This window comes from Pseudomonas alkylphenolica (assembly GCF_016009175.1).
Lineage (GTDB): Bacteria > Pseudomonadota > Gammaproteobacteria > Pseudomonadales > Pseudomonadaceae > Aquipseudomonas > Aquipseudomonas alkylphenolica_B.
Genome location: NZ_JADUCM010000002.1, coordinates 272,094 through 292,401, shown reverse-complemented (window position 1 = coordinate 292,401; position 20,308 = coordinate 272,094). Strand labels below are relative to the sequence as shown.

At 61.2% G+C, this 20,308-nt stretch carries 20 protein-coding genes and 1 pseudogene; 11 read left to right on the top strand and 10 right to left on the bottom strand.

Going from position 1 to position 20,308, the window contains the following annotated elements; translation table 11 throughout:
- The first annotated feature begins 25 nt into the window (after window positions 1–25).
- Entirely contained in the window at window positions 26–229 is a 204-nt protein-coding gene (locus I5S59_RS03615) for a hypothetical protein (RefSeq protein WP_197875428.1), read from the top strand.
- Window positions 230–297: 68 nt separating this feature from the next.
- On the opposite strand, the gene rpmG is transcribed toward I5S59_RS03615, so the two are convergent.
- Both rpmG and rpmB read right to left on the bottom strand, forming a co-directional pair.
- Complete coding sequence (gene rpmG / locus I5S59_RS03610; protein WP_010225867.1) at window positions 298–453, bottom strand: 50S ribosomal protein L33; 156 nt, start codon at window positions 451–453, stop codon at window positions 298–300.
- A gap of 11 nt (window positions 454–464) precedes the next feature.
- Entirely contained in the window at window positions 465–701 is a 237-nt protein-coding gene (rpmB, locus tag I5S59_RS03605; RefSeq protein WP_010225868.1) for a 50S ribosomal protein L28, read from the bottom strand.
- Between the two features lie 362 nt (window positions 702–1,063).
- On the opposite strand from rpmB, the gene I5S59_RS03600 reads away from it, so the two are divergent.
- The gene (locus tag I5S59_RS03600; protein ID WP_197875427.1) at window positions 1,064–2,653 is read left to right on the top strand and encodes an ABC transporter substrate-binding protein; all 1,590 of its coding nucleotides are present in this window, start codon (window positions 1,064–1,066) and stop codon (window positions 2,651–2,653) included.
- On the opposite strand, the gene radC is transcribed toward I5S59_RS03600, so the two are convergent.
- Window positions 2,637–3,323 (bottom strand): RadC family protein, encoded by a 687-nt coding sequence (radC, locus tag I5S59_RS03595; RefSeq protein ID WP_197875426.1) that lies wholly within the window; start codon window positions 3,321–3,323, stop codon window positions 2,637–2,639. The two genes, I5S59_RS03600 and radC, sit on opposite strands and share 17 nt — an antisense overlap.
- A gap of 132 nt (window positions 3,324–3,455) precedes the next feature.
- Here radC and coaBC point away from each other — a divergent pair, with 132 nt between their 5' ends.
- The 4 genes and pseudogenes from coaBC (at window position 3,456) to argB (ending at window position 7,575) form a co-directional block, all read left to right on the top strand.
- On the top strand, window positions 3,456–4,664 hold the full coding sequence (coaBC, locus tag I5S59_RS03590) for a bifunctional phosphopantothenoylcysteine decarboxylase/phosphopantothenate--cysteine ligase CoaBC (RefSeq protein WP_197875425.1): 1,209 nt from the start codon (window positions 3,456–3,458) through the stop codon (window positions 4,662–4,664).
- A gap of 6 nt (window positions 4,665–4,670) precedes the next feature.
- The gene (dut, locus tag I5S59_RS03585; protein ID WP_197875424.1) at window positions 4,671–5,126 is read left to right on the top strand and encodes a dUTP diphosphatase; all 456 of its coding nucleotides are present in this window, start codon (window positions 4,671–4,673) and stop codon (window positions 5,124–5,126) included.
- Window positions 5,127–5,263: 137 nt separating this feature from the next.
- A pseudogene (locus tag I5S59_RS03580) lies at window positions 5,264–6,640 on the top strand (phosphomannomutase/phosphoglucomutase); the annotation flags it as partial.
- 29 nt (window positions 6,641–6,669) lie between these two features.
- Window positions 6,670–7,575 carry an acetylglutamate kinase gene (gene argB / locus I5S59_RS03575; protein ID WP_197875422.1) on the top strand — a complete coding sequence of 302 codons (906 nt, stop codon included), beginning with the start codon at window positions 6,670–6,672 and terminating at the stop codon, window positions 7,573–7,575.
- A 41-nt stretch (window positions 7,576–7,616) separates the two neighbouring features.
- On the opposite strand, the gene pyrE is transcribed toward argB, so the two are convergent.
- Window positions 7,617–8,258, bottom strand: coding sequence for an orotate phosphoribosyltransferase (pyrE, locus tag I5S59_RS03570; RefSeq protein ID WP_010225878.1), 642 nt, complete (start codon window positions 8,256–8,258; stop codon window positions 7,617–7,619).
- Window positions 8,259–8,338: 80 nt separating this feature from the next.
- Between pyrE and I5S59_RS03565 the strand changes: the two genes are divergently transcribed.
- Complete coding sequence (locus tag I5S59_RS03565) at window positions 8,339–9,118, top strand: exodeoxyribonuclease III (RefSeq protein WP_028942456.1); 780 nt, start codon at window positions 8,339–8,341, stop codon at window positions 9,116–9,118.
- Between the two features lie 1,364 nt (window positions 9,119–10,482).
- Here the strand turns inward: I5S59_RS03565 and I5S59_RS03560 are convergent.
- On the bottom strand, window positions 10,483–10,851 hold the full coding sequence (locus I5S59_RS03560; protein ID WP_197875421.1) for a DUF4870 domain-containing protein: 369 nt from the start codon (window positions 10,849–10,851) through the stop codon (window positions 10,483–10,485).
- Between the two features lie 24 nt (window positions 10,852–10,875).
- Window positions 10,876–11,598 carry a ribonuclease PH gene (gene rph / locus I5S59_RS03555; protein WP_045186166.1) on the bottom strand — a complete coding sequence of 241 codons (723 nt, stop codon included), beginning with the start codon at window positions 11,596–11,598 and terminating at the stop codon, window positions 10,876–10,878.
- Window positions 11,599–11,839: 241 nt separating this feature from the next.
- Between rph and I5S59_RS03550 the strand changes: the two genes are divergently transcribed.
- Window positions 11,840–12,703: a YicC/YloC family endoribonuclease gene (locus I5S59_RS03550; RefSeq protein WP_197875420.1), complete on the top strand. Its 864-nt coding sequence runs from the start codon at window positions 11,840–11,842 to the stop codon at window positions 12,701–12,703.
- 13 nt (window positions 12,704–12,716) lie between these two features.
- Window positions 12,717–13,337 (top strand): guanylate kinase, encoded by a 621-nt coding sequence (gene gmk / locus I5S59_RS03545; RefSeq protein WP_197875419.1) that lies wholly within the window; start codon window positions 12,717–12,719, stop codon window positions 13,335–13,337.
- A 21-nt stretch (window positions 13,338–13,358) separates the two neighbouring features.
- Here the strand turns inward: gmk and I5S59_RS03540 are convergent, their stop codons facing one another.
- The 4 genes from I5S59_RS03540 to I5S59_RS03525 all read right to left on the bottom strand — a co-directional run bounded on the left by I5S59_RS03540 (window position 13,359) and on the right by I5S59_RS03525 (window position 18,710).
- A complete protein-coding gene (locus I5S59_RS03540; protein ID WP_197875418.1) occupies window positions 13,359–14,909 on the bottom strand; it encodes an APC family permease in 1,551 nt (516 codons plus the stop codon).
- A 112-nt stretch (window positions 14,910–15,021) separates the two neighbouring features.
- On the bottom strand, window positions 15,022–15,801 hold the full coding sequence (locus I5S59_RS03535) for a gamma-glutamyl-gamma-aminobutyrate hydrolase family protein (protein WP_197875417.1): 780 nt from the start codon (window positions 15,799–15,801) through the stop codon (window positions 15,022–15,024).
- A gap of 14 nt (window positions 15,802–15,815) precedes the next feature.
- Window positions 15,816–17,309 (bottom strand): aldehyde dehydrogenase, encoded by a 1,494-nt coding sequence (locus I5S59_RS03530; RefSeq protein ID WP_197875416.1) that lies wholly within the window; start codon window positions 17,307–17,309, stop codon window positions 15,816–15,818.
- Between the two features lie 18 nt (window positions 17,310–17,327).
- A complete protein-coding gene (locus tag I5S59_RS03525; RefSeq protein ID WP_128321921.1) occupies window positions 17,328–18,710 on the bottom strand; it encodes a glutamine synthetase family protein in 1,383 nt (460 codons plus the stop codon).
- A gap of 243 nt (window positions 18,711–18,953) precedes the next feature.
- Between I5S59_RS03525 and I5S59_RS03520 the strand changes: the two genes are divergently transcribed.
- A complete protein-coding gene (locus tag I5S59_RS03520) occupies window positions 18,954–19,832 on the top strand; it encodes a LysR family transcriptional regulator (protein WP_197875415.1) in 879 nt (292 codons plus the stop codon).
- Window positions 19,833–20,016: 184 nt separating this feature from the next.
- Window positions 20,017–20,283 carry a DNA-directed RNA polymerase subunit omega gene (gene rpoZ / locus I5S59_RS03515; protein ID WP_028942466.1) on the top strand — a complete coding sequence of 89 codons (267 nt, stop codon included), beginning with the start codon at window positions 20,017–20,019 and terminating at the stop codon, window positions 20,281–20,283.
- Window positions 20,284–20,308: the final 25 nt, after the last annotated feature.

Sequence of the window (20,308 nt, the reverse complement as noted above, 5' to 3'; positions counted from 1 at the left end):
TCACTCAATGGAAGGAAGCAGCGCCATGACCAACGAAGAAGTCCTGCAACACATCAATCACCTTATCGGCACCCGCTATGTACCTGGCGCCAAGGCCTACATCAGCGAGCTGACCGGCCGCGCTCGCGTGGTCGGTGCGGGGGAATTTTCCACCCGCGAATACGACCCGAGCCGTATCCACGTCATCGCTAGCGACGAAGGCATCATCCAGTCGTTTCATTTCAGCTGATTACAAAGCGGCATAAAAAAAGGGCCCGTATCGTGAGATACGGGCCCTTTTTTCGTCAGCCGGATCAATTACTTGATCTTGGCTTCCTTGTAGATCACGTGCTTGCGAACAACCGGATCGAATTTTTTGATTTCGATTTTGTCCGGAGTGGTGCGCTTGTTCTTGTCGGTGGTGTAGAAGTGGCCGGTATTAGCGGTCGACACCAGACGGATCAATTCACGCATGATTCTCTCCCTTAGACCTTAGCGCCGTTACGGCGAATGTCGACCAGAACGGCATCGATGCCGCGCTTGTCGATGATGCGCATGCCTTTGGCAGATACGCGCAGACGCACGAAACGCTTCTCGGACTCGACCCAGAAGCGATGATGCTGCAGGTTCGGCAGGAAACGACGACGGGTTTTGTTGTTTGCGTGGGAAATGTTATTCCCGGTTACCGGACCCTTACCGGTAACTTGACAGACTCTCGACATGCCTCAGCCCTCTAAAACCACATGCCCAACCCGGCATGGGTTGGCCGCTTAATCTCTCAGTCTTTGGCGCTAGGCGCCGTGTTTCTTCAGGGTCTTATCGACTCGATCAGCAGATGCGACAAGCCGAGCCCCTAGAAAAGAGCGCTGCTTTATACCAGAAAGACCAAAGCACAACAACAGAAGATGCACTTTGAATTGCTGAGCGACACGCCGGAGCAGCATAACGACTGGTTCGGCGCGCTGTCGACCGCTCGTCGCACGATTGGCAAAAAAGGTGATGGTCATTTCCGGCCCGGCGCACTAGGGTAAGACTTTTCCAGACTGCACTGGCAGATGGGCCATCGATCAGCCAAGGATTCCTCATGCGTGCCGCCGCTCTACCCCTGTTGTTCGCCACCTTGCTTGGCCCTGCCCTCGCGCAGGCGGCCGCGTTGAGTGTCTGCACCGAAGCCAGTCCCGAAGGCTTCGATGTGGTTCAGTACAACTCGCTGACCACCACCAATGCCTCGGCCGACGTGCTGATGAACCGCCTGGTCGAATTCGATGCCGCCAACGGCAAGGTAGTGCCCAGCCTGGCCGAGAGCTGGACGGTTTCGCCTGATGGCCTGGTCTACGAATTCAAGCTGCGCCCCGAGGTGAAGTTCCACAGCACCGGCTACTTCAAGCCGTCCCGCACGATGAACGCCGACGACATATTGTTCAGCTTCCAGCGGATGCTCTACCCCGCCCACTCCTGGCACAAGATCGCCCAGAGTGGCTACCCGCACGCCCAGTCGCTACAGCTGCCGAGCCTGATCAAGCAGATCGAGGCGCCCGAGCCCCTCACTGTGCGCTTTACCCTCGACCACCCGGACGCCACCTTCCTGGCGACCCTGAGTATGGGCTTTGCTTCGATCTATTCCGCCGAATATGCCGACCAGTTGCTCAAGGCGGGCACACCGGAAAAACTCAACAGCCAGCCGATCGGCACCGGACCTTTCGTCTTCAACCGCTTCCAGAAGGACGCCGTGATCCGTTACCGGGCCAACCCGGACTACTTTGACGGCAAGCCGAACGTCGACCCGCTGATCTTCGCCATCACCCCGGACGCCAACGTGCGCCTGCAAAAACTCAAGCGCAATGAGTGCCAGATCGCCCTGTCGCCCAAGCCGCTGGATATTGCTGCCGCCAGCGAGGACCCGGCGCTGAAGGTGGAAAAGACTGAAGCCTTCATGACCGCGTTCGTCGCGATCAACAGCCAGCATGCCCCGCTGGACAAGCCTGAAGTCCGTCAGGCCATTAACCTGGCGTTCGACAAGGCCAGCTACCTCAAGGCGGTGTTCGAGGACACTGCAGTGGCGGCAAACGGCCCCTACCCGCCCAATACCTGGAGCTTTGCCAAGGACCTGCCGGGCTACACCAGCGACCCCGACAAAGCCCGCGCGCTGCTTGCCAAGGCGGGCCTTGCGGACGGTTTCAGCACCACCATCTGGACCCGCCCGCAGGGCAGCCTGCTCAACCCCAACCCGAGCCTGGGCGCGCAGTTGCTGCAGGCAGACCTGGCCAAGGTCGGCATCAAGGCCGAGATCCGCGTGATTGAGTGGGGCGAGCTGATTCGTCGTGCCAAAGCCGGCGAGCACGACCTGCTGTTCATGGGCTGGGCGGGCGACAACGGCGACCCGGACAACTTCCTCAGCCCGCAGTTTTCCTGCGCTGCAGTGAAGTCCGGTACCAACTTTGCGCGTTATTGCGACCAACGCCTGGACCAGCTGATCAGCGCCGGCAAAACCACCACCGACCAGAGCGTGCGCAGCCGCCTGTACCAGCAGGCCCAGGCGTTGATTCAGCAGCAGGCGTTGTGGCTGCCACTGGCACACCCGACGGCCGCCGCACTGGTGCGCCAGACGGTCGACGGCTATCGGGTCAGCCCGTTCGGCCGCCAGGACTTCGCCAAGGTCAGTTCGACGCGCTGAACCAGCCGGCCTCGACCATCGACAGGGGCTCGCCATCGCCGACAATGAGGTGGTCGAGCACCCTGACATCAACCAGCCCCAACGCGGTTTTCAAGCGCTGGGTCAGCACCAGGTCGGCGTGACTGGGCTCGCTCACGCCCGACGGATGGTTATGGCAAAGGATCAAGGCCGCTGCGTTGTTGGCCAGAGCACGCTTGACGACCTCCCGGGGATAGACGCTGGCACTGTCGATCGAGCCGCGAAACAGCACTTCAAACCCTAACGGACGGTGCTTGGTGTCGAGAAACAGACAGCCGAACACTTCGCTCTGCTCATGGCGCAGCATGGCCTTCAGGTAGCGACGTACAGCGCTCGGGCTTTGCAGTACCGGGTCGCGCTGCATGGTTTGCTCCAGGTGCCGCCGACCGATCTCCATCACCGCCTGCAGCTGGGTGTATTTCGCCGGCCCCAGCCCGATTTCCAGCTGAAACGTGGCTTGATCGGCCTCCAGCAAGTGACGCAGGCCACCAAATTTCTTCAACAAGTGCCGGGCCAGGTCAACGGCGCTCATACCCGCGACACCCGTGCGTAAAAACACCGCGAGCAACTCGGCGTCCGACAGGCTGCCCGCTCCTCGCGCCAGCAATTTCTCCCGTGGCCGCTCCGCCACTGGCCATTCCCGAATACTCATCCTCACCTCCCTGTCCATCGGTACTGCTCCTGTGTTTCAGCCCTGTGCTACATTAGCCGCACTTTTTTACGCGACGATTCGGCCTGGGGAGGCGTCGTCGCCGCGTGCAATCACTGAGCAAAAGGCAAGCCTATGCAGCGGCTGTATCGTAAGCGCATCGTTCTCGGCGTCGGCGGCGGCATCGCCGCCTACAAGAGTGCCGAACTGGTTCGCCGACTCCTGGAACACGGTGCGCAAGTGCGTGTCGTGATGACCCGCGGCGGTGCTGAGTTCATCACCCCGCTGACCCTGCAGGCACTGTCCGGCCACCCGGTGCACATGGACCTATTGGACCCTGCTGCCGAAGCGGCGATGGGCCATATCGAACTGGCCAAGTGGGCTGACCTGGTGTTGATCGCCCCGGCCACCGCCGACCTGTTGGCGCGCATGGCCCAGGGTGTCGCCGACGACCTGCTGACCACCCTGGTGCTGGCCACCGACGCCACCGTGGCCGTCGCCCCCGCCATGAACCAGGCGATGTGGCGGGATCCTGCAACCCAGGCCAACCTCGACCTGCTGCAAAGCCGCAACATCAAGGTCTTCGGCCCGGCGTCCGGCAGCCAGGCCTGTGGCGACGTCGGCCTCGGCCGCATGCTCGAGGCCACTGATCTGGCCTGGTGTGCCGCCGAAAGCTTCACGCGCGAATCGCTGACCGGCAAACACGTCGTGATCACCGCCGGCCCCACCCAGGAAAACATCGACCCGGTGCGCTACATCACCAACCACAGCTCCGGAAAAATGGGCTTTGCCCTGGCTGAAGCCGCCGTGGAAGCGGGCGCCAAGGTCACGCTCATCAGTGGCCCGGTGCACCTGCCAACGCCTGACCGGGTCAACCGTATCGACGTGGTCAGCGCCCGCGACATGCTCGCCGCCTGTGAAGCCGCGATGCCCTGCGACATTTTCATCGCTTCGGCGGCGGTTGCAGACTACCGCCCTGAGGTGGTCGCGACACAGAAACTCAAGAAAGACCCTACGACAGGTGACGGCCTGCTGCTGCAGATGGTCCGCAACCCGGACATTCTCGCCAGCATCGCCACGCGCCCTGACCGCCCGTTCAGCGTCGGCTTTGCCGCCGAGACCGAACACCTGCTCGATTACGCTGCGCGCAAGCTCAAGGACAAGAACCTCGACCTGATTGTCGCCAACGATGTGGCCAACCCCAGCATCGGCTTCAACAGCGAGGAAAACGCCTGCAGCGTGATCGATCGCCAGCTTCACGAAACACTCTTCGCACAGACCAGCAAGGGCAAGATCGCCCGCCAGTTGGTCGCCTTCATCGCTGAACGTCTCAACCAGGTTTAATTCTGCATGCACGCTCTACAAGCCAAGATTCTCGATCCACGCATCGGCAGCGAATTCCCGCTGCCACAGTACGCCACACCGGGTTCGGCCGGTCTCGACCTGCGCGCCATGCTCAAGGAAGACACCGTGCTGGAGCCAGGCCAGACCCTGCTGATTCCTACCGGTCTTTCCGTGTACATCGGCGACCCGGGCCTGGCGGCGCTAATCCTTCCGCGTTCGGGCCTGGGCCACAAGCACGGTATTGTCCTGGGTAACCTGGTCGGCCTGATCGACTCCGACTACCAGGGCGAGCTGATGGTTTCCTGCTGGAACCGCGGCCAGACGCCGTTCACCATCGCCATCGGCGAGCGTATCGCGCAACTGGTGCTGGTCCCGGTGGTGCAGGCGCATTTCGACGTTGTCGAAGCCTTCGACGAGAGCCAGCGTGGCGCTGGCGGCTTTGGTCATTCCGGCACCAATTGATCCCCCGACTGCCTGCTGTACGCCAAGGATGGCGAACTCTCTGGCGAAAAGACCGTCAAAGCGTTCAGTTTGAGCCTGCCCTGCACGCCCTCGAAAATGGAGCTCCCCCAGAGATGAACGACATGGCACACCTGGTACCTGTACTTCCAGAAAGTATTTTCCGCGCTTACGACATCCGTGGCGTGGTCGGTGACACCCTGACGGCCGAAACCGCCTACTGGATCGGTCGCGCCATCGGCGCACAAACCCTGGCCCAGGGCGAACCGAACATTTCCGTCGGCCGTGACGGCCGCCTGTCCGGCCCGATGCTGGTCGAGCAACTGATCAAAGGCCTGGTCGAAGCCGGTTGCCGGGTCAGTGATGTCGGCCTGGTACCGACGCCCGCCCTGTACTACGCGGCCAACGTCCTGGCCGGCAAATCCGGTGTCATGCTCACCGGCAGCCACAACCCGCCCAACTACAACGGCTTCAAGATTGTCATCGCCGGCGACACCCTGGCCAATGAGCAGATCCAGGCCCTGTTGACCCGCCTGAAAACCAGCGACCTGAGCCGTGGTGAAGGCCGTGTGGAGAAAGTCGAAATCCTCGACCGCTACTTCACGCAGATCATCGGCGACATCAAGCTGGCGAAAAAACTCAAGGTCGTGGTCGACTGCGGCAACGGCGCTGCCGGCGTGATTGCGCCCCAGCTGATCGAAGCCCTTGGCTGCGAAATGATCCCGTTGTTCTGCGAAGTTGACGGTAACTTCCCCAATCACCACCCGGATCCAGGCAAACCTGAAAACCTCGTCGACCTGATTGCCAAGGTCAAGGAAACCGGTGCCGACCTGGGCCTGGCCTTCGACGGCGATGGCGACCGCGTGGGCGTAGTGACCAACACCGGCAGCATCGTCTACCCGGATCGCTTGCTGATGCTGTTCGCCCAGGATGTACTGGAGCGCAACCCGGGCGCCGAGATCATCTTCGACGTCAAATGTACCCGCCGCCTGACCCCGCTGATCGAGCAATACGGTGGTCGCGCGCTAATGTGGAAGACCGGTCACTCGTTGATCAAGAAGAAGATGAAGCAAACCGGCGCCTTGCTGGCCGGCGAGATGAGCGGACACATCTTCATCAAGGAACGTTGGTATGGTTTTGACGACGGCATTTACAGTGCCGCGCGCCTGCTGGAGATCCTCAGCAAAGCAGAAACCGATGCTGAACAGCTGTTTGCCGCGTTCCCGAACGATATTTGCACGCCGGAAATCAACATTGATGTGACCGACGAAGGTAAATTCAGCATCATTGATGCACTGCAACGCGAAGCCGACTGGGGCAACGATGCCAATCTGACCACCATCGATGGTGTGCGGGTGGACTACCCCCACGGCTGGGGCCTGGTTCGCGCCTCCAACACCACACCGGTGCTGGTGCTGCGCTTCGAGGCCGACAATGACGCCGAACTGCAGCGTATCCAGGAAGTCTTCCGCGCTCAGCTAAAGCGCGTTGCTCCTGATCTGCAACCCAAGTTCTGACCGACTAACTGTTCCAACTGGAGCCCTGCATGACCCTCGATCGCGATGCCGCCACCCATGTCGCCCAGGTTTTGTCCGAAGCGCTGCCTTACATTCGCCGCTTTGTCGGCAAAACCCTGGTGATCAAGTACGGCGGCAACGCGATGGAGAGCGAAGAGCTCAAAACCGGTTTTGCCCGCGACATCGTCCTGATGAAAGCCGTCGGCATCAACCCGGTGGTGGTACACGGTGGCGGCCCGCAGATCGGTGATCTGCTCAAGCGCCTGTCGATCGAAAGCCACTTTATCGATGGCATGCGCGTTACCGACGCGCAGACCATGGACGTGGTCGAGATGGTCCTCGGCGGCCAGGTGAACAAGGACATCGTCAACCTGATCAACAGCCATGGCGGCAGCGCCATTGGCCTGACCGGTAAAGACGCCCAGCTGATCCGTGCGAAAAAACTGACCGTTACCCGTCAGACGCCAGAGATGACCACCCCGGAAATCATCGACATCGGCCATGTCGGCGAAGTCACCAGCGTCAACACCGACCTGCTGAACATGCTGGTCAAAGGTGATTTCATCCCGGTTATCGCGCCCATCGGCGTGGGCGCCAATGGCGAGTCGTACAACATCAACGCCGACCTGGTGGCGGGCAAGGTGGCCGAAGCCCTGAAAGCTGAAAAGCTGATGCTGCTGACCAACATCGCCGGCCTGATGGACAAGCAAGGCACCGTACTCACCGGCCTGACCACCGAGCAGGTCAACGAGCTGATTGCTGATGGCACCATCTACGGCGGCATGCTGCCGAAGATTCGCTGCGCGCTGGAAGCGGTGCAAGGCGGCGTCAACAGCTCGCACATCATCGACGGTCGCGTCCCGAACGCGGTGCTGCTGGAGATCTTCACCGACAGCGGTGTCGGCACCCTGATCACCAACAGCAAGCAGCGCTAAGACACAAAAAAGGCGACCCGAAGGTCGCCTTTTTTTCGGCTTCAGATCCCGTACTGGGCCCGATAAGCCTCGACGGCCGGCAAATGCTGCTTGAGCGCCGGGTCGTCGGCGAGGAACTCCAGCACCTGGGTCAGCGAAACGATGCTGACCACCGGAATGCCGAAGTCGCGCTCCACTTCCTGGATCGCCGACAGCTCACCGTTGCCACGCTCCTGACGGTTCAGCGCGATCAGTACGCCAGCGGCCTTGGCCTGCTGACCCTGAATGATCTGCATGACTTCACGGATCGCGGTGCCTGCGGTGATCACGTCGTCGATGATCAGTACATCGCCGGTCAGCGGCGCGCCAACAAGGCTTCCACCTTCGCCGTGGGCCTTGGCTTCCTTGCGGTTGAAGCACCAGGGCAGGTCGAGGTCATGGTGCTCGGCCAGGGCTACTGCAGTGGCCGCCGCCAGGGGGATACCCTTGTAGGCCGGGCCAAACAGCACGTCGAACGGAATCTTGCTGTCGACAATCGCCGCCGCATAGAAACGTCCGAGCTGAGCCAGGGCCGAACCACTGTTGAACAGGCCGGCATTGAAGAAATACGGGCTGGTGCGCCCGGATTTGAGGGTGAATTCACCGAAGCGCAGAACCCCGCGGTCGATGGCAAAACGAATGAAGTCGCGCTGATACGGCTGCATGAAGAGTCCCGGATACCACGGATTTAGCTAAATGAGTACAGCTCGGGTATCATACACGCACGAGATTTTTGGGGCCATTTATGCGGATCATCAGTGTGAACGTAAATGGCATTCAGGCTGCAGTCGAGCGTGGTTTGCTCAGCTGGCTGCAAGCCCAGAATGCCGACGTCATCTGCCTACAGGATACCCGCGCCTCGGCCTTTGAACTCGACGACCCAGCTTTCCAGCTTGATGGCTACTTCCTTTATGCCTGCGACGCAGAAGTTCCCGCCCAAGGCGGCGTGGCGCTTTATTCGCGGTTGCAGCCCAAGGCAGTCATCAGCGGCCTGGGCTTCGAGACAGCCGACCGCTACGGACGTTACCTGCAGGCCGATTTCGACAAGGTCAGCATCGCAACATTGCTGCTGCCTTCGGGAATGAACGGCGACGAAGACTTGAACCAGAAATTCAAGTTGATGGACGACTTCGCCAAGTACCTGGACAAACAGCGTCGCAAGCGTCGCGAGTACATCTATTGCGGCTCGTTGTACGTGGCGCAGCAGAAGCTCGACGTCAAGAACTGGCGCGATGGCCAGCAGTCGCCGGGTTTCCTCGCGCCGGAACGTGCGTGGATGGACACCGTCGTCGGAGACATGGGGTATGTCGACGCCCTGCGTGAAGTCAGCCGTGAAGGCGACCAGTACAGCTGGTGGCCGGACAACGAGCAGGCCGAGATGCTCAACCTGGGCTGGCGTTTCGACTACCAGCTGCTGACTCCGGGCCTGCGACGCTTCGTGCGTAGCGCGCGCCTGCCGCGTCAGCCACGCTTCTCCCAGCACGCGCCACTGATCGTGGACTACGACTGGACGCTGACGATCTGATTCGTTCAGCTACAAAAAAACCGACGTGATGTCGGTTTTTTTGTGCCTGGCGTTTCAGCGGGTTGGGGAGAGTTTGATCAATGCAAGGCCTACGATGAGCCACGCCGAGCCAATAATCACCAACCAGGCGGCAACTATCATGCGACGCTTAAGCGATAACGGGAAATTACGTAACTCGTCAGCATCCAATAGCCCTCTCGAATTCCGATGCTCGGGCAAAGCATCGCAACACACATTGTATTGACCAAGTAGTAACGCGATTTAAAGCTAGTCGTTCCCCAGATGAGGATCTGCTGTTGCAGCCATGGGCACCTGGGTAAGGCAACAAGCATTGAGGTGAAGTCACGACTGCAAGCGATGAAACAGGCAGTTGCCACCCCAGACATCGAAATCACGAAAGGCGCAAACAAAAAGGCAAACCGTAGACCCGGATGCCAGGAAGAATAGAAGTCAGCACTCATTGTCCTGTCCAGTTGTAGAGTTCCTCCCCTATGAACTCCCCGCTGGAGCTGCCACCCACTCCTCCGACGACCGAGCCTCCGCCGACAAGGACGATTCCACAAACAGCCCCACCAAGCCCTCCGGTAAAAGCTGCCGCAACGCCACACGTTAAATATGCCGCGTATCCCCCCAAAGCGGCTCCGGCCATTCCACCTCCTATGCCACCTGAAAAGCTTCCTGCTTCAGTAAACCGGACCTTTCTACACGCCTTTGTTTCTCCGGCACGACACGCCTCCTGCACCTTTAATTGCCCATCCAGCTGGCGGTATAGCTGTTGGCGTGAGGCGAAAAACTCCGGACTTTTTAGGTGCCCATGGGTGGTGAAGGTCCGTTGGTACAGCTGTTCAAGCGCACGCAGACTGCCTTCGACATTCTTCAGCCCCTGGCTCAGCATGTCCTGCCCACCCCCATCGACTGGCTGGCACCACTGAGCAACCCGGCGATCTCGCCCTGGAAACGCGCCATGGCCCCTCCTCACCGCACTCAGGACAAGGCGTGGTGGAATCCCCCAGGCGCAGGCTGGGGACATCGTTCTGCCGGTGAAAGGTCTGACTGCTGAGGCACACAGCGCCGGTGGTGGTCGAGTCGCCATGCTGCCCGGCGCCGCGACCATTGATGTTGATGCGAAAGACCATGCACTGATTCCCTGAGCAAGTGGAGCCCGGAACCTAGCACGGCCTTTTCAGGCAAAAACGCCGCCGAAGATGATAGAGAAACGTCCTACGCCACTCTCAGACTTCGCAGTCAGACCTGAAGCCTTCCAGCGGCAACGAATGCCAATGGCCATTGGCTGACAGCTAAACAGCAGGCATAAAAAAGGCGAGCCTCAGGCTCGCCTTTTTCTGGGCACTTTCAGCTGATCATTATTTGATCGGCCGCCAGGTCAGCGGGTAGCGATAGGGCTGGCCTTCGTTGGCCTTGACCCCCGCGATGATGGTCAGCACCAGCACCGCCACCATGAGCCCGGCGAACAGCACCAGGCCGATCAGCACGAACATCAGCGCAAAGCAGATGATCGAGGCGAGGAATACGGTGATCTGAAAGTTCAGCGCTTCCTTGCCCTGGGCGTCGATGAAGGGATCGAGGTCTTTCTTCCAGATCCACATCACCAACGGCCCCAGCAGGTTGCCAAGCGGGAACAGCAACCCCGCCAGGGCCGCCAGGTGGCAGAACATGGCCCACTGCCGAATCTCGGCATTGGGGGTGGGCAACGGTAACGGCTGCTGGTCCATGCTCTGCTCCTTGCCTTGTCGAAATCAGTCAGCCAGCGAGGCTTGCTGCAGCTCGAACAGGTCGACCATGCCCTTCTGCGCCAAGGCCAGCATGGCATTGAGCTCTTCAGGCTGGAACGGCGCGCCTTCGGCAGTGCCCTGAACTTCGATGAAACCACCCTGGCTGGTCATGACCACGTTCAGGTCGGTCTCGGCTGCCGAGTCTTCCAGGTAGTCCAGGTCAAGCACCGCTTCGCCCTGGTACATGCCAACCGACACTGCGGCAATCATGTGCTTGAGCGGGTCGCCGCCTTTCAGGCCGCCACGCTTCTTGACCACGCGCAGGGCATCAACCAGGGCAACCATGGCACCGGTGATCGACGCGGTACGGGTACCACCATCGGCCTGGATCACGTCGCAGTCGACGTACAGGGTGATGTCGCCGAGCTTGCTCATGTCCAGCGCGGCACGCAGCGAGCGGCCGATCAGGCGCTGGATTTCCAGGGTGCGGCCACCCTGCTTGCCACGGGCGGCTTCGCGCTGGTTACGCTCGCCGGTGGAGCGCGGCAGCATGCCGTACTCTGCGGTCAGCCAGCCTTGGCCCTGACCTTTGAGGAACCGGGGTACACCGTTCTCGACGCTGACGGTGCAGACGACTTTGGTGTCACCGAATTCGACCAGTACTGATCCCTCGGCGTGTTTGGTGTAGTTGCGGGTGATGCGGATCGAGCGGAGCTGATCGGCAGCGCGACCACTTGGACGTTTCATTTGGGATACCTGTACTGGGTTTGAATCTGCCCAGCATTATAGAGCGCGCCGGGGCTTGAGGACACGTCTATTGTCGCAGCCCCCGGAACAGAGGGCACAGAGGCGTTGGTCGGGTTTTTCCGGACGCCGTCCGGGTGTTTGTAACATCAGTGGATTGGGAGCCAGCGCCGCACTGCGCTACAATCTTGCGCCTTTGCAGCCGCTTGGCTTTTCCTTGATCCTTTTTTGCGAGGTACTTCCCATGGTGCACAGCATGACCGCTTTTGCTCGTGTCGAGCGCGCCGGTAGCCAGGGCACCCTGATCTGGGAACTACGCTCGGTCAATCATCGCTACCTGGAGCCGCACCTGCGCCTGCCTGAAGCCCTGCGCGACCTCGAAGGGGCCGTGCGTGAAGCCCTGCGCCAGGGGCTGTCGCGTGGCAAGGTCGAATGCACGCTGCGCTTCAACGAAGAAAATGCCGGCAAGCCCTTGCAGGTCGACCGCGAGCGCGCCGCGCAACTGGTCGCCGCCGCCGAGACCGTGGCCAGCCTGATCAAGCAGCCAGCACCGCTGAACCCGCTTGAGGTACTGGCCTGGCCAGGCGTGCTGGTCGCTGACGCCAGCGACCCGCAGGCACTGAACAACGAAGCGATGCGCCTGTTCGAAGACGCCCTCAAGGAACTCAAGAACGGCCGCAACCGCGAAGGTGCCGAGCTGGCCCGCCTGATCAACGAGCGCCTGGACAACATGACCAGCGAGGTCACCACCCTGCGCGCCCTGGTGCCGCAGATGCTCGCCGCCCAGCGCCAGAAGATTCTCGACCGCTTTGCCGACATGCAGGCCGAGCTCGACCCGCAGCGCCTGGAGCAGGAAATGGTCCTGCTCGCGCAAAAAAGCGACGTCGCTGAAGAGCTCGACCGCCTGAGCACCCACATCAACGAAGTACGCCGGGTGCTCAAGTCCGGCGGCGCCGCTGGTCGGCGCCTGGACTTCCTGATGCAGGAGCTCAATCGCGAAGCCAACACCCTGGGCTCCAAAGCCTTCGACCCACGCAGCACCCAGTCCGCGGTCAACCTCAAGGTACTGATCGAGCAGATGCGTGAACAAGTACAGAACATTGAGTAAGGCCACACCCACCATGAATCAAAGCAGCGGCACCCTTTATATCGTTTCCGCCCCGTCCGGCGCCGGCAAGACCAGCCTGGTCAAAGCCCTGATCGACGCCGACAACAGCATTCAGGTGTCGGTCTCGCACACCACCCGGGCCATGCGCCCGGGCGAAGTGCACGGGGTGAACTACCACTTTGTCGCGCACACCGAATTCAAATCGATGATCGAGCAAGGCGATTTCCTCGAGCAGGCAGAGGTGTTCGGCAACTTCTACGGAACCTCGCGCAGCGCACTGCAGCAGGCTCTGGACCAGGGTCACGACCTGATTCTGGAAATCGACTGGCAGGGTGCGCAGCAGGTACGCAAGCTGATGCCTGAAGCGCGTTCGATCTTCATCCTGCCGCCGACCCAGGAAGCACTGCGCCACCGCCTGAACAACCGTGGCCAGGACAGTGACGAGATTATCGAAGGGCGGATGCGTGAAGCCGTCAGCGAGATGAGCCACTACAACGAGTATGAGTTCGTCATCATCAACGATGACTTCGCCACGGCCCTGGAAGACCTCAAGGCGGTGTTCCGCGCCAACCGCTTGCTGCAGGCCAACCAGCAGCAGCGTCACGGTCAGCTGCTCAAGCAATTGCTTGCCTGAGCAGCCACTAGCTCCAGCCGCTTAACGGCGGCTGGAGACCGTCGCGTGGCGTTGCAGGGTCATGCCCAGGAAGAACGCTGGCGCCCGCAAGCGCGACAGCAGCATCAGCCCAAGTCCCAGCAATGTGATGATCATTGCGATCACGAACACCAGGCCCAGCCCACCCACGTGCGACCCGCTGCCGAATGACGGCGAAGCGCTGTCGATGGCTGTCTGCACGAAAATCACCGAGAGAATGCCGCCGCCCAGCAGCGGGCAAACGCCACGCATCAGGAAATGACGCAGGCTGTCGGTCAGGCTGTGGCGGAAGTACCAGACGCAGGCAAATGCAGTTAGCGAATAATAGAAGCAGATCATCATGCCCAGGGCAGTGATGGTATCGGCCAGTACGTTTTCGCTCAGAGTACGCATGGTGACGTAGAACACGGCGGCTGCCACACCGGCGCAGATCGTCGCGTAACGCGGGGTCTTCGAGCGCGGGCAGATGTTGGCGAAGCGTTCCGGCACGGCACCGTAGTAACCCATGGCCAGCAACGTGCGCGCTGGCGACACGAAGGTGGACTGCAGGGACGCTGCGGTACTGGCCAGCACTGCAATCGACATCAGGATTGCCAGCGGCCCCATCACCGGGCCTGCCAGGTGGGCAAAGACGTTTTCCTGGATGCGCGGGTTGTTCAGGCCCAGGCCGATATCGCCAATGCCGGCAAATTGCAGGGTGGCAATCGCCGTCACCAGGTACAGGCCGAGAATCAGCAGCACGGTCAGGGTCGCTGCACGGCCAGGGGTATCACCGCTGCCTACCGACTCTTCGCTGATGCTCAGGCACACGTCCCAGCCCCAGAAAATGAAGATCGACAGCGACAGGCCGGCGGTAAAGGCTGAAAACGACTCGACGCCAAAGGGGTTGAACCAGTCCAGGTCGAACTCCAGTGGCGGCGTCTCGGCCGAGCCACCGAAGGCTGCCATGGCAAAGCCCACCAGCACCAACACCTGCAACGCCACCAGGCCGTACTGCACGGTCATGGTAGTGGCGATGCCGCGACAGCAAATCCACACCGCCATGGCGATGAACACGCAGCAGGTGACGACGTTGATCAACAGGTTATCGGCCAGCGCCGCCACCTCGTGGCTGCCGAGTATCTGCCCGATGAACAGGTAGAAGAAGTCCACCGCCACACCGGCGAGGTTTGACAACACGATGGTGGTGGCTGTCACCAGGCCCCAGCCGCCGATCCAGCCGATCATCGGGCCAAACGCCCGCGCCGACCAGGTAAAGGAGGTGCCGCTGTCCGGTTCCGCCGCATTCAGTTCACGGTAACCCAGTGCGACCAACAGCATCGGCAGGAAGCCCACGATGAACACCGCCGGCAAATGGGCGCCGACTTCGCGTACGGTAGGACCAAGCGCACCAGTGAGGGTGTAGACCGGTGCAATGGTGGAGATACCCAGCACGATGCTCGCCAGCAGTCCGAGCCGGCCCTTGGCCAGCCCTTTGGATGCTCCCGATGCACCAGTTGCCTGGGTGCGAGCCTGTCCCGAACCCGGGGAAAGGCCTGCTTTGAATTCGCTCATGAGTAATTGTCGCCGCTTTTACTATTGTTTTTCAGGACGCCCCGCAGCGCGTCCGCTTGCACTCAATGAAACCTGTTGCCTGCTACGTCTGTTCCGGCTCAGCCGGATGACCTCATAGGCCGCTCTCCTGCTGGCGCACGCCCCTGGCACGGGCCAGGCAGGCTTCACGGAACGCCTGGAACAGGCGCAGCGATACCGGGTTGTCCGCCAGGCGGTACTCCGGGTGCCACTGCACACCGACAACAAAGCCCGGGCCTGTCTTCAACGACACCGCCTCGACCAAGCCATCCGGCGCCAGTGCCTCGGCACGCAGGCTGTCAGCCAGGCGATCGATGCCCTGGCCGTGCAGCGAATTGACCATGAAGCTCGACGCCAGGCCAAGGCGCTCGAACAACCCGCCGGGCTGTACGGTCACGCTGTGGCGAGGGCCGTATTGCACTTCCACCGGGGCATCCTGCGGCTCACGGTGATCGAGGAAACCCGACAGCTCGTGCACGCGCTGGTGCAGCGTGCCGCCCAAGGCAACGTTCAACTCCTGAAAGCCGCGGCAAATGCAGAACACCGGCACGCCGGTGGCAATGGCGGCCTGCAACAAAGGCAGGGTCAGCCGGTCACGAAACACGTCGTGCTTCGTGCCTTCCACACTGGGGGCGCCATTGTAATGATGCGGCTCGATATTAGAAGGCGAACCGGTAAAAAGAATGCCGTCGAGGCGCTCTAGCACGCGCTGCGGGTCGACCGGCTCGTCACGCGCCGGAAGGATCAGCGGAATGCCGGCAAAGCCTGCCGCCTCGACATACTTGTCGCCCACGGTGTGCGACGAGTTGTGCCCCAACTGCTGGCGACACGCCGAGATGCCAATCAAAGGCGGCAGGTCATTGGTAGTTTGCATGGGTTCACCCTCCCTTACAGCTTGATCCAGGTCGCCTTGAGTTCGGTGTACTTGTCAAAAGCATGCAGCGACTTGTCGCGGCCATTGCCCGACTGCTTGAACCCGCCAAACGGTGCGGTCATGTCGCCGCCGTCGTACTGGTTGATCCAGACGCTGCCGGCACGCAGCGCGCGCGCGGTGTTGTGGGCACGGGAAATGTCGCTGGTCCAGACCGCTGCGGCCAGACCGAAGGGCGAGTCGTTGGCGATGGCCACCGCCTCTTCAGCGCTGTCGAAGGTAATCACCGACAGCACCGGCCCAAAAATTTCTTCGCGCGCAATGCGCATGGCGTTGGTCACGCCATCGAAGATCGCCGGCTGCACATACACGCCGCAGGTGTCTTCCAGAACGCGCTCACCACCGGTCAGCAGAGTCGCGCCATCAGCCTTGCCGGCGGCGACGTAGCCCAGCACGGTATCGAGCTGGGTACTGTCCACCAGGGCGCCGACGCGGGTTTGCGGGTCCAGTGCGTGGCCTGGTTTCCAGGCTTTGAGGGCCTCTACCACCATCGGCAGGAAGCGCGCCTTGATGCTGCGCTCGACCAGCAGCCGCGAACCGGCAATGCACACTTCGCCCTGGTTGAAAGCGATAGCCGCTGCGGCGGCATCGGCAGCCGCCTGCAGGTCCGGGGCGTCGGCGAAGACGATGTTCGGGCTTTTGCCACCGGCTTCCAGCCAGACACGCTTCATGTTCGACTCACCGGCATAGACCATCAATTGCTTGGCAATGCGGGTTGAACCGGTGAACACCAGGGTATCGACATCCATGTGCAGGGCCAGGGCCTTGCCAACGGTGTGACCGTAACCCGGCAGTACGTTCAGGACGCCAGCCGGAATCCCGGCTTCAATGGCGAGCTGGGCGATGCGGATCGCGGTCAGTGGTGATTTTTCGGACGGCTTGAGGATTACCGAGTTACCGGTAGCCAGGGCCGGGCCAAGTTTCCAGCAGGCCATCATCAGTGGAAAGTTCCACGGAACAATGGCCGCGACCACGCCGACCGGCGAGCGGGTGACCAAACCCAGCTGGTCGGACGGGGTCGCAGCAACTTCGTCATAAATCTTGTCGATGGCTTCGGCGTGCCAGCGGATGGCATTGGCCGCCGCCGGGATATCGATGCTCAGCGAATCGGCAATGGGCTTGCCCATGTCCAGCGTTTCCAGCAGCGCCAGCTCCGGGGCATTGGCCAGCAGCAGGTCGGCGAAGGCAATCAGTACGCGCTTGCGCTCGGCCGGCGCCTGCGCCGCCCAGACACCACTGTCAAAACTGCGCCGGGCTGCAGCCACGGCGCGGTCGGCGTCGGCGTCGTCGCAACTGGCGATCTGCGCCAGTGCACGGCCATCGACCGGGCTGGAACAGTCGAACGTTGCACCAGAGACACTGGCGCAGTACTGCCCGTCGACAAAGGCGCGGCCTTCGATCGTCAGGGTCTGGAACAGCTGTTCCCAGTGTTCACGTGGTGCAATTGTCATTGTTATTTACTCCGGGCATCACACGGTATGCAGGTACCAGTTGTATTCGAGGTCGGAAATCGACACCTCGAACTCGGCCATTTCGCTTTCCTTGCAGGCAACAAAAATGTCGATGTAGTCCGGGCTGATGTACTTGTTCAGTACTTCGCTGTCATCGAGTTCACGCAGCGCGTCGCGCAGGTTGTTCGGCAGGCTCTGTTCCAGCTGCTCGTAGGAGTTGCCTTCAATGGGCGCTCCCGGCTCGATCTGGTTGGTCAGGCCGTGATGGATACCGGCGAGGATCGCCGCCATCATCAGGTACGGGTTGGCATCGGCACCGGCCACACGGTGCTCGATACGCACGGCATCGCTGCTGCCGGTCGGCACGCGAACGGCCACCGTGCGGTTGTCCAGGCCCCAGCTTGGCGCGTTCGGGACGTAGAACTGGGCACCGAAGCGGCGATACGAGTTGATGTTCGGGCAGAGGAACGCCATCGACGCCGGCATGGTTTCCAGTACGCCACCGATGGCGTGACGCAGCGTCTCGCTCTGCTCGGGGTCGTCACTGGTAAAGATGTTCTTGCCGGTTTTCTTGTCGAGCAACGAGATATGCACGTGCAGGCCGTTACCCGCCTGGCCCGGATAAGGCTTGGCCATGAAGGTGGAATCCATCTCATGGTCGTAGGCAATGTTCTTGATCAGGCGTTTGAGCAACACCGCGTAGTCGCAGGCCTTGATCGCATCGGCAACGTGATGCAGGTTGACTTCGAACTGCGCCGGGGCGCTTTCCTTGACGATGGCGTCTGCCGGGATGCCCTGCTCTTTGGCGGCTTCGAGCATGTCCTGCAAGCAGTCGACGTACTCGTCCAGGTCATCGATCAGGTACACCTGGGTCGACTGCGGACGCTTGCCGGAAATCGGCGAACGCGGCGGCTGTGGGCGACCGTTGAGGTTGTCCTGATCGATCAGGTAGAACTCGAGTTCGAAGGCCGCGCAGATATCCAGGCCCAACGCGTCGAATTTTTCCACGACACTGCGCAGCACTTCACGCGGGTCGGCGAAGAATGGCGCACCGTCCAGTTCGTGCATGGTCATCAGCAACTGAGCGGTGGGGCGTTTCTGCCACGGCTCGTAGCTCAGGGTGCCGGGAATCGGGAAGCAGATACGGTCGGCATCGCCGATGTCCAGGCCCAGGCCGGTGCTTTCGACGGTCGATCCGTTGATGTCCAGGGCAAACAGCGAAGCCGGCAGGTTGATGCCTTTTTCGTAGACCTTGACCAGGCTCGCCCGTTCGATGCGCTTGCCACGCACCACGCCGTTCATGTCTGCAATCAGCAGATCGACAAATTGCACCTCGGGGTAGGCCTTGAGAAATTCACCCATCTCATCGAGAGGGATGGCGCGCGGGGAGACCGACGTCATGGCTTGGCACCTTTGATTTTTTATCGTACGACTATGGAGGAGGCACTGCGGCGCTGCGAAGAGCGGCGATGGCTACGTTTGTTCTTTTAAGTAGTCCCATCGTGGGGAACTGCAGAACGTTGTCATATAGGACTTTCGTTCCACATTTTGACAACGTCGCGAGTTGATTCACGACTGCTGCCTCACTATAGAATGGCCCCAGCGCAACAGACATTGGCATTTAGGCAAGTAAAGAGTGCACCCATGCAATATCAGATCAGTCACGCCGACCTCTCCCTCGTACTCGCCCTGGTACGCGGACGCTCGCTGGCCAAGGCCGCCGAGCTGCTGAAAGTGGATGTTTCGACGGTGTTTCGCTCGATTCGGCGCATGGAAGCCGCCCTCGGTACCGCGTTATTCGTAAAAAGTCGCAAAGGCTACATCCCGACGGGCACCGCCCAGGCCCTGGCCGAGCAGGCCGAACGCGCCGAGCAGGCGCTGGATGCCGCCCGGGTGGCACTCGAGCACGGCGAACAGGTGGTCAGCGGCACGGTGCGCCTGACCTGCACCGACGCCGTGCTGCACAGTTTGTTGCTGCCGGCACTGGCCGAGTTCATGCCGGCCTACCCGGCCTTGTCGCTCGAACTGGCCACCTCCAACACCTTCGCCAACCTGAGCCGTCGCGACGCCGACCTCGCCTTGCGCCTGACCAACTCGCCGCCTGAACACCTGGTGGGTCGCTGCCTGGGTTCGGCCTCTTATGTGGTCTGTGGCCGCGAGGAGTACCGGGCCAAGCTCAAGGAGGCACCTGCCAGCCTGCCCTGGATCGCACCGGACGACACCATGCAGGACCACTCCACAGTGGTCTGGCGCAGCGAACACCTCCCGGGCGTGATGCCACGCTACCGCTGCAGCAGCATTTCCTCCATCGCCCAGTTGGTGACCGCCGGTCTTGGCGTAGCTGCCCTGCCCGACTACATGGCGCATACGCTGCCGGACGTAGAGGCCTTGAGCGATGCGCTGCCCGGCTGCGACACCGAGCTGTGGCTGCTGACACGCCCGGATTGCCGCGCCCTGCGCTCGGTGCAGACCCTGTTTGACGAGTTGACCCCGCGCCTGCGCGATGCCCTCGGTCGCCAGTGAAACCGTTACTGGCATTCCGACAACTGCACAAACAGTTGTGCCAGAGCCCCGGAAGTGGTTATCGTCAGCGGTATTACGGGCTCGAAATGAAATCAGCGCTTCCCTAAAGGCTGGTGATTTTTTAAACTATCGAGTCCGCTCGCCCATTCGGGCTGAACACCGCATTTGCTACTTGAGGAAGACCATGGCCCGCGTAACCGTTGAAGACTGCCTAGAACACGTGGATAACCGTTTTGAGCTGGTCATGCTCTCTACCAAGCGTGCCCGTCAGCTGGCCACCGGCGGCAAAGAGCCAAAAGTGGCATGGGAAAACGACAAACCTACCGTCGTTGCCCTGCGTGAAATCGCTGAAGGCATCTGCACCCCTGAATTCATCGCTGCCGAATCCATCGTCGAAGTCGAGCCTGCCTTTGCATTCGGTAGCGAGGAAGAGGCCAACGAGGCCGTCTAAGCCTATGCCTGGTCGACGCAGTACG

Excerpts from the sequence above, each read along its gene's own strand:
- rpoZ (WP_028942466.1), top strand. The coding sequence starts at position 20,017 with ATGGCCCGCGTAACCGTTGAAGACTGCCTAGAACACGTGGATAACCGT.
- I5S59_RS03530 (WP_197875416.1), bottom strand. The coding sequence starts at position 17,309 with ATGACAATTGCACCACGTGAACACTGGGAACAGCTGTTCCAGACCCTG.
- argB (WP_197875422.1), top strand. The coding sequence starts at position 6,670 with ATGACCCTCGATCGCGATGCCGCCACCCATGTCGCCCAGGTTTTGTCC.
- rpmG (WP_010225867.1), bottom strand. The coding sequence starts at position 453 with ATGCGTGAATTGATCCGTCTGGTGTCGACCGCTAATACCGGCCACTTC.
- I5S59_RS03525 (WP_128321921.1), bottom strand. The coding sequence starts at position 18,710 with ATGACGTCGGTCTCCCCGCGCGCCATCCCTCTCGATGAGATGGGTGAA.
- rpmB (WP_010225868.1), bottom strand. The coding sequence starts at position 701 with ATGTCGAGAGTCTGTCAAGTTACCGGTAAGGGTCCGGTAACCGGGAAT.
- I5S59_RS03520 (WP_197875415.1), top strand. The coding sequence starts at position 18,954 with ATGCAATATCAGATCAGTCACGCCGACCTCTCCCTCGTACTCGCCCTG.
- I5S59_RS03565 (WP_028942456.1), top strand. The coding sequence starts at position 8,339 with ATGCGGATCATCAGTGTGAACGTAAATGGCATTCAGGCTGCAGTCGAG.
- pyrE (WP_010225878.1), bottom strand. The coding sequence starts at position 8,258 with ATGCAGCCGTATCAGCGCGACTTCATTCGTTTTGCCATCGACCGCGGG.
- radC (WP_197875426.1), bottom strand. The coding sequence starts at position 3,323 with ATGAGTATTCGGGAATGGCCAGTGGCGGAGCGGCCACGGGAGAAATTG.
- I5S59_RS03550 (WP_197875420.1), top strand. The coding sequence starts at position 11,840 with ATGGTGCACAGCATGACCGCTTTTGCTCGTGTCGAGCGCGCCGGTAGC.
- I5S59_RS03600 (WP_197875427.1), top strand. The coding sequence starts at position 1,064 with ATGCGTGCCGCCGCTCTACCCCTGTTGTTCGCCACCTTGCTTGGCCCT.
- I5S59_RS03540 (WP_197875418.1), bottom strand. The coding sequence starts at position 14,909 with ATGAGCGAATTCAAAGCAGGCCTTTCCCCGGGTTCGGGACAGGCTCGC.
- I5S59_RS03535 (WP_197875417.1), bottom strand. The coding sequence starts at position 15,801 with ATGCAAACTACCAATGACCTGCCGCCTTTGATTGGCATCTCGGCGTGT.
- rph (WP_045186166.1), bottom strand. The coding sequence starts at position 11,598 with ATGAAACGTCCAAGTGGTCGCGCTGCCGATCAGCTCCGCTCGATCCGC.
- coaBC (WP_197875425.1), top strand. The coding sequence starts at position 3,456 with ATGCAGCGGCTGTATCGTAAGCGCATCGTTCTCGGCGTCGGCGGCGGC.
- I5S59_RS03615 (WP_197875428.1), top strand. The coding sequence starts at position 26 with ATGACCAACGAAGAAGTCCTGCAACACATCAATCACCTTATCGGCACC.
- gmk (WP_197875419.1), top strand. The coding sequence starts at position 12,717 with ATGAATCAAAGCAGCGGCACCCTTTATATCGTTTCCGCCCCGTCCGGC.
- dut (WP_197875424.1), top strand. The coding sequence starts at position 4,671 with ATGCACGCTCTACAAGCCAAGATTCTCGATCCACGCATCGGCAGCGAA.
- I5S59_RS03560 (WP_197875421.1), bottom strand. The coding sequence starts at position 10,851 with ATGGACCAGCAGCCGTTACCGTTGCCCACCCCCAATGCCGAGATTCGG.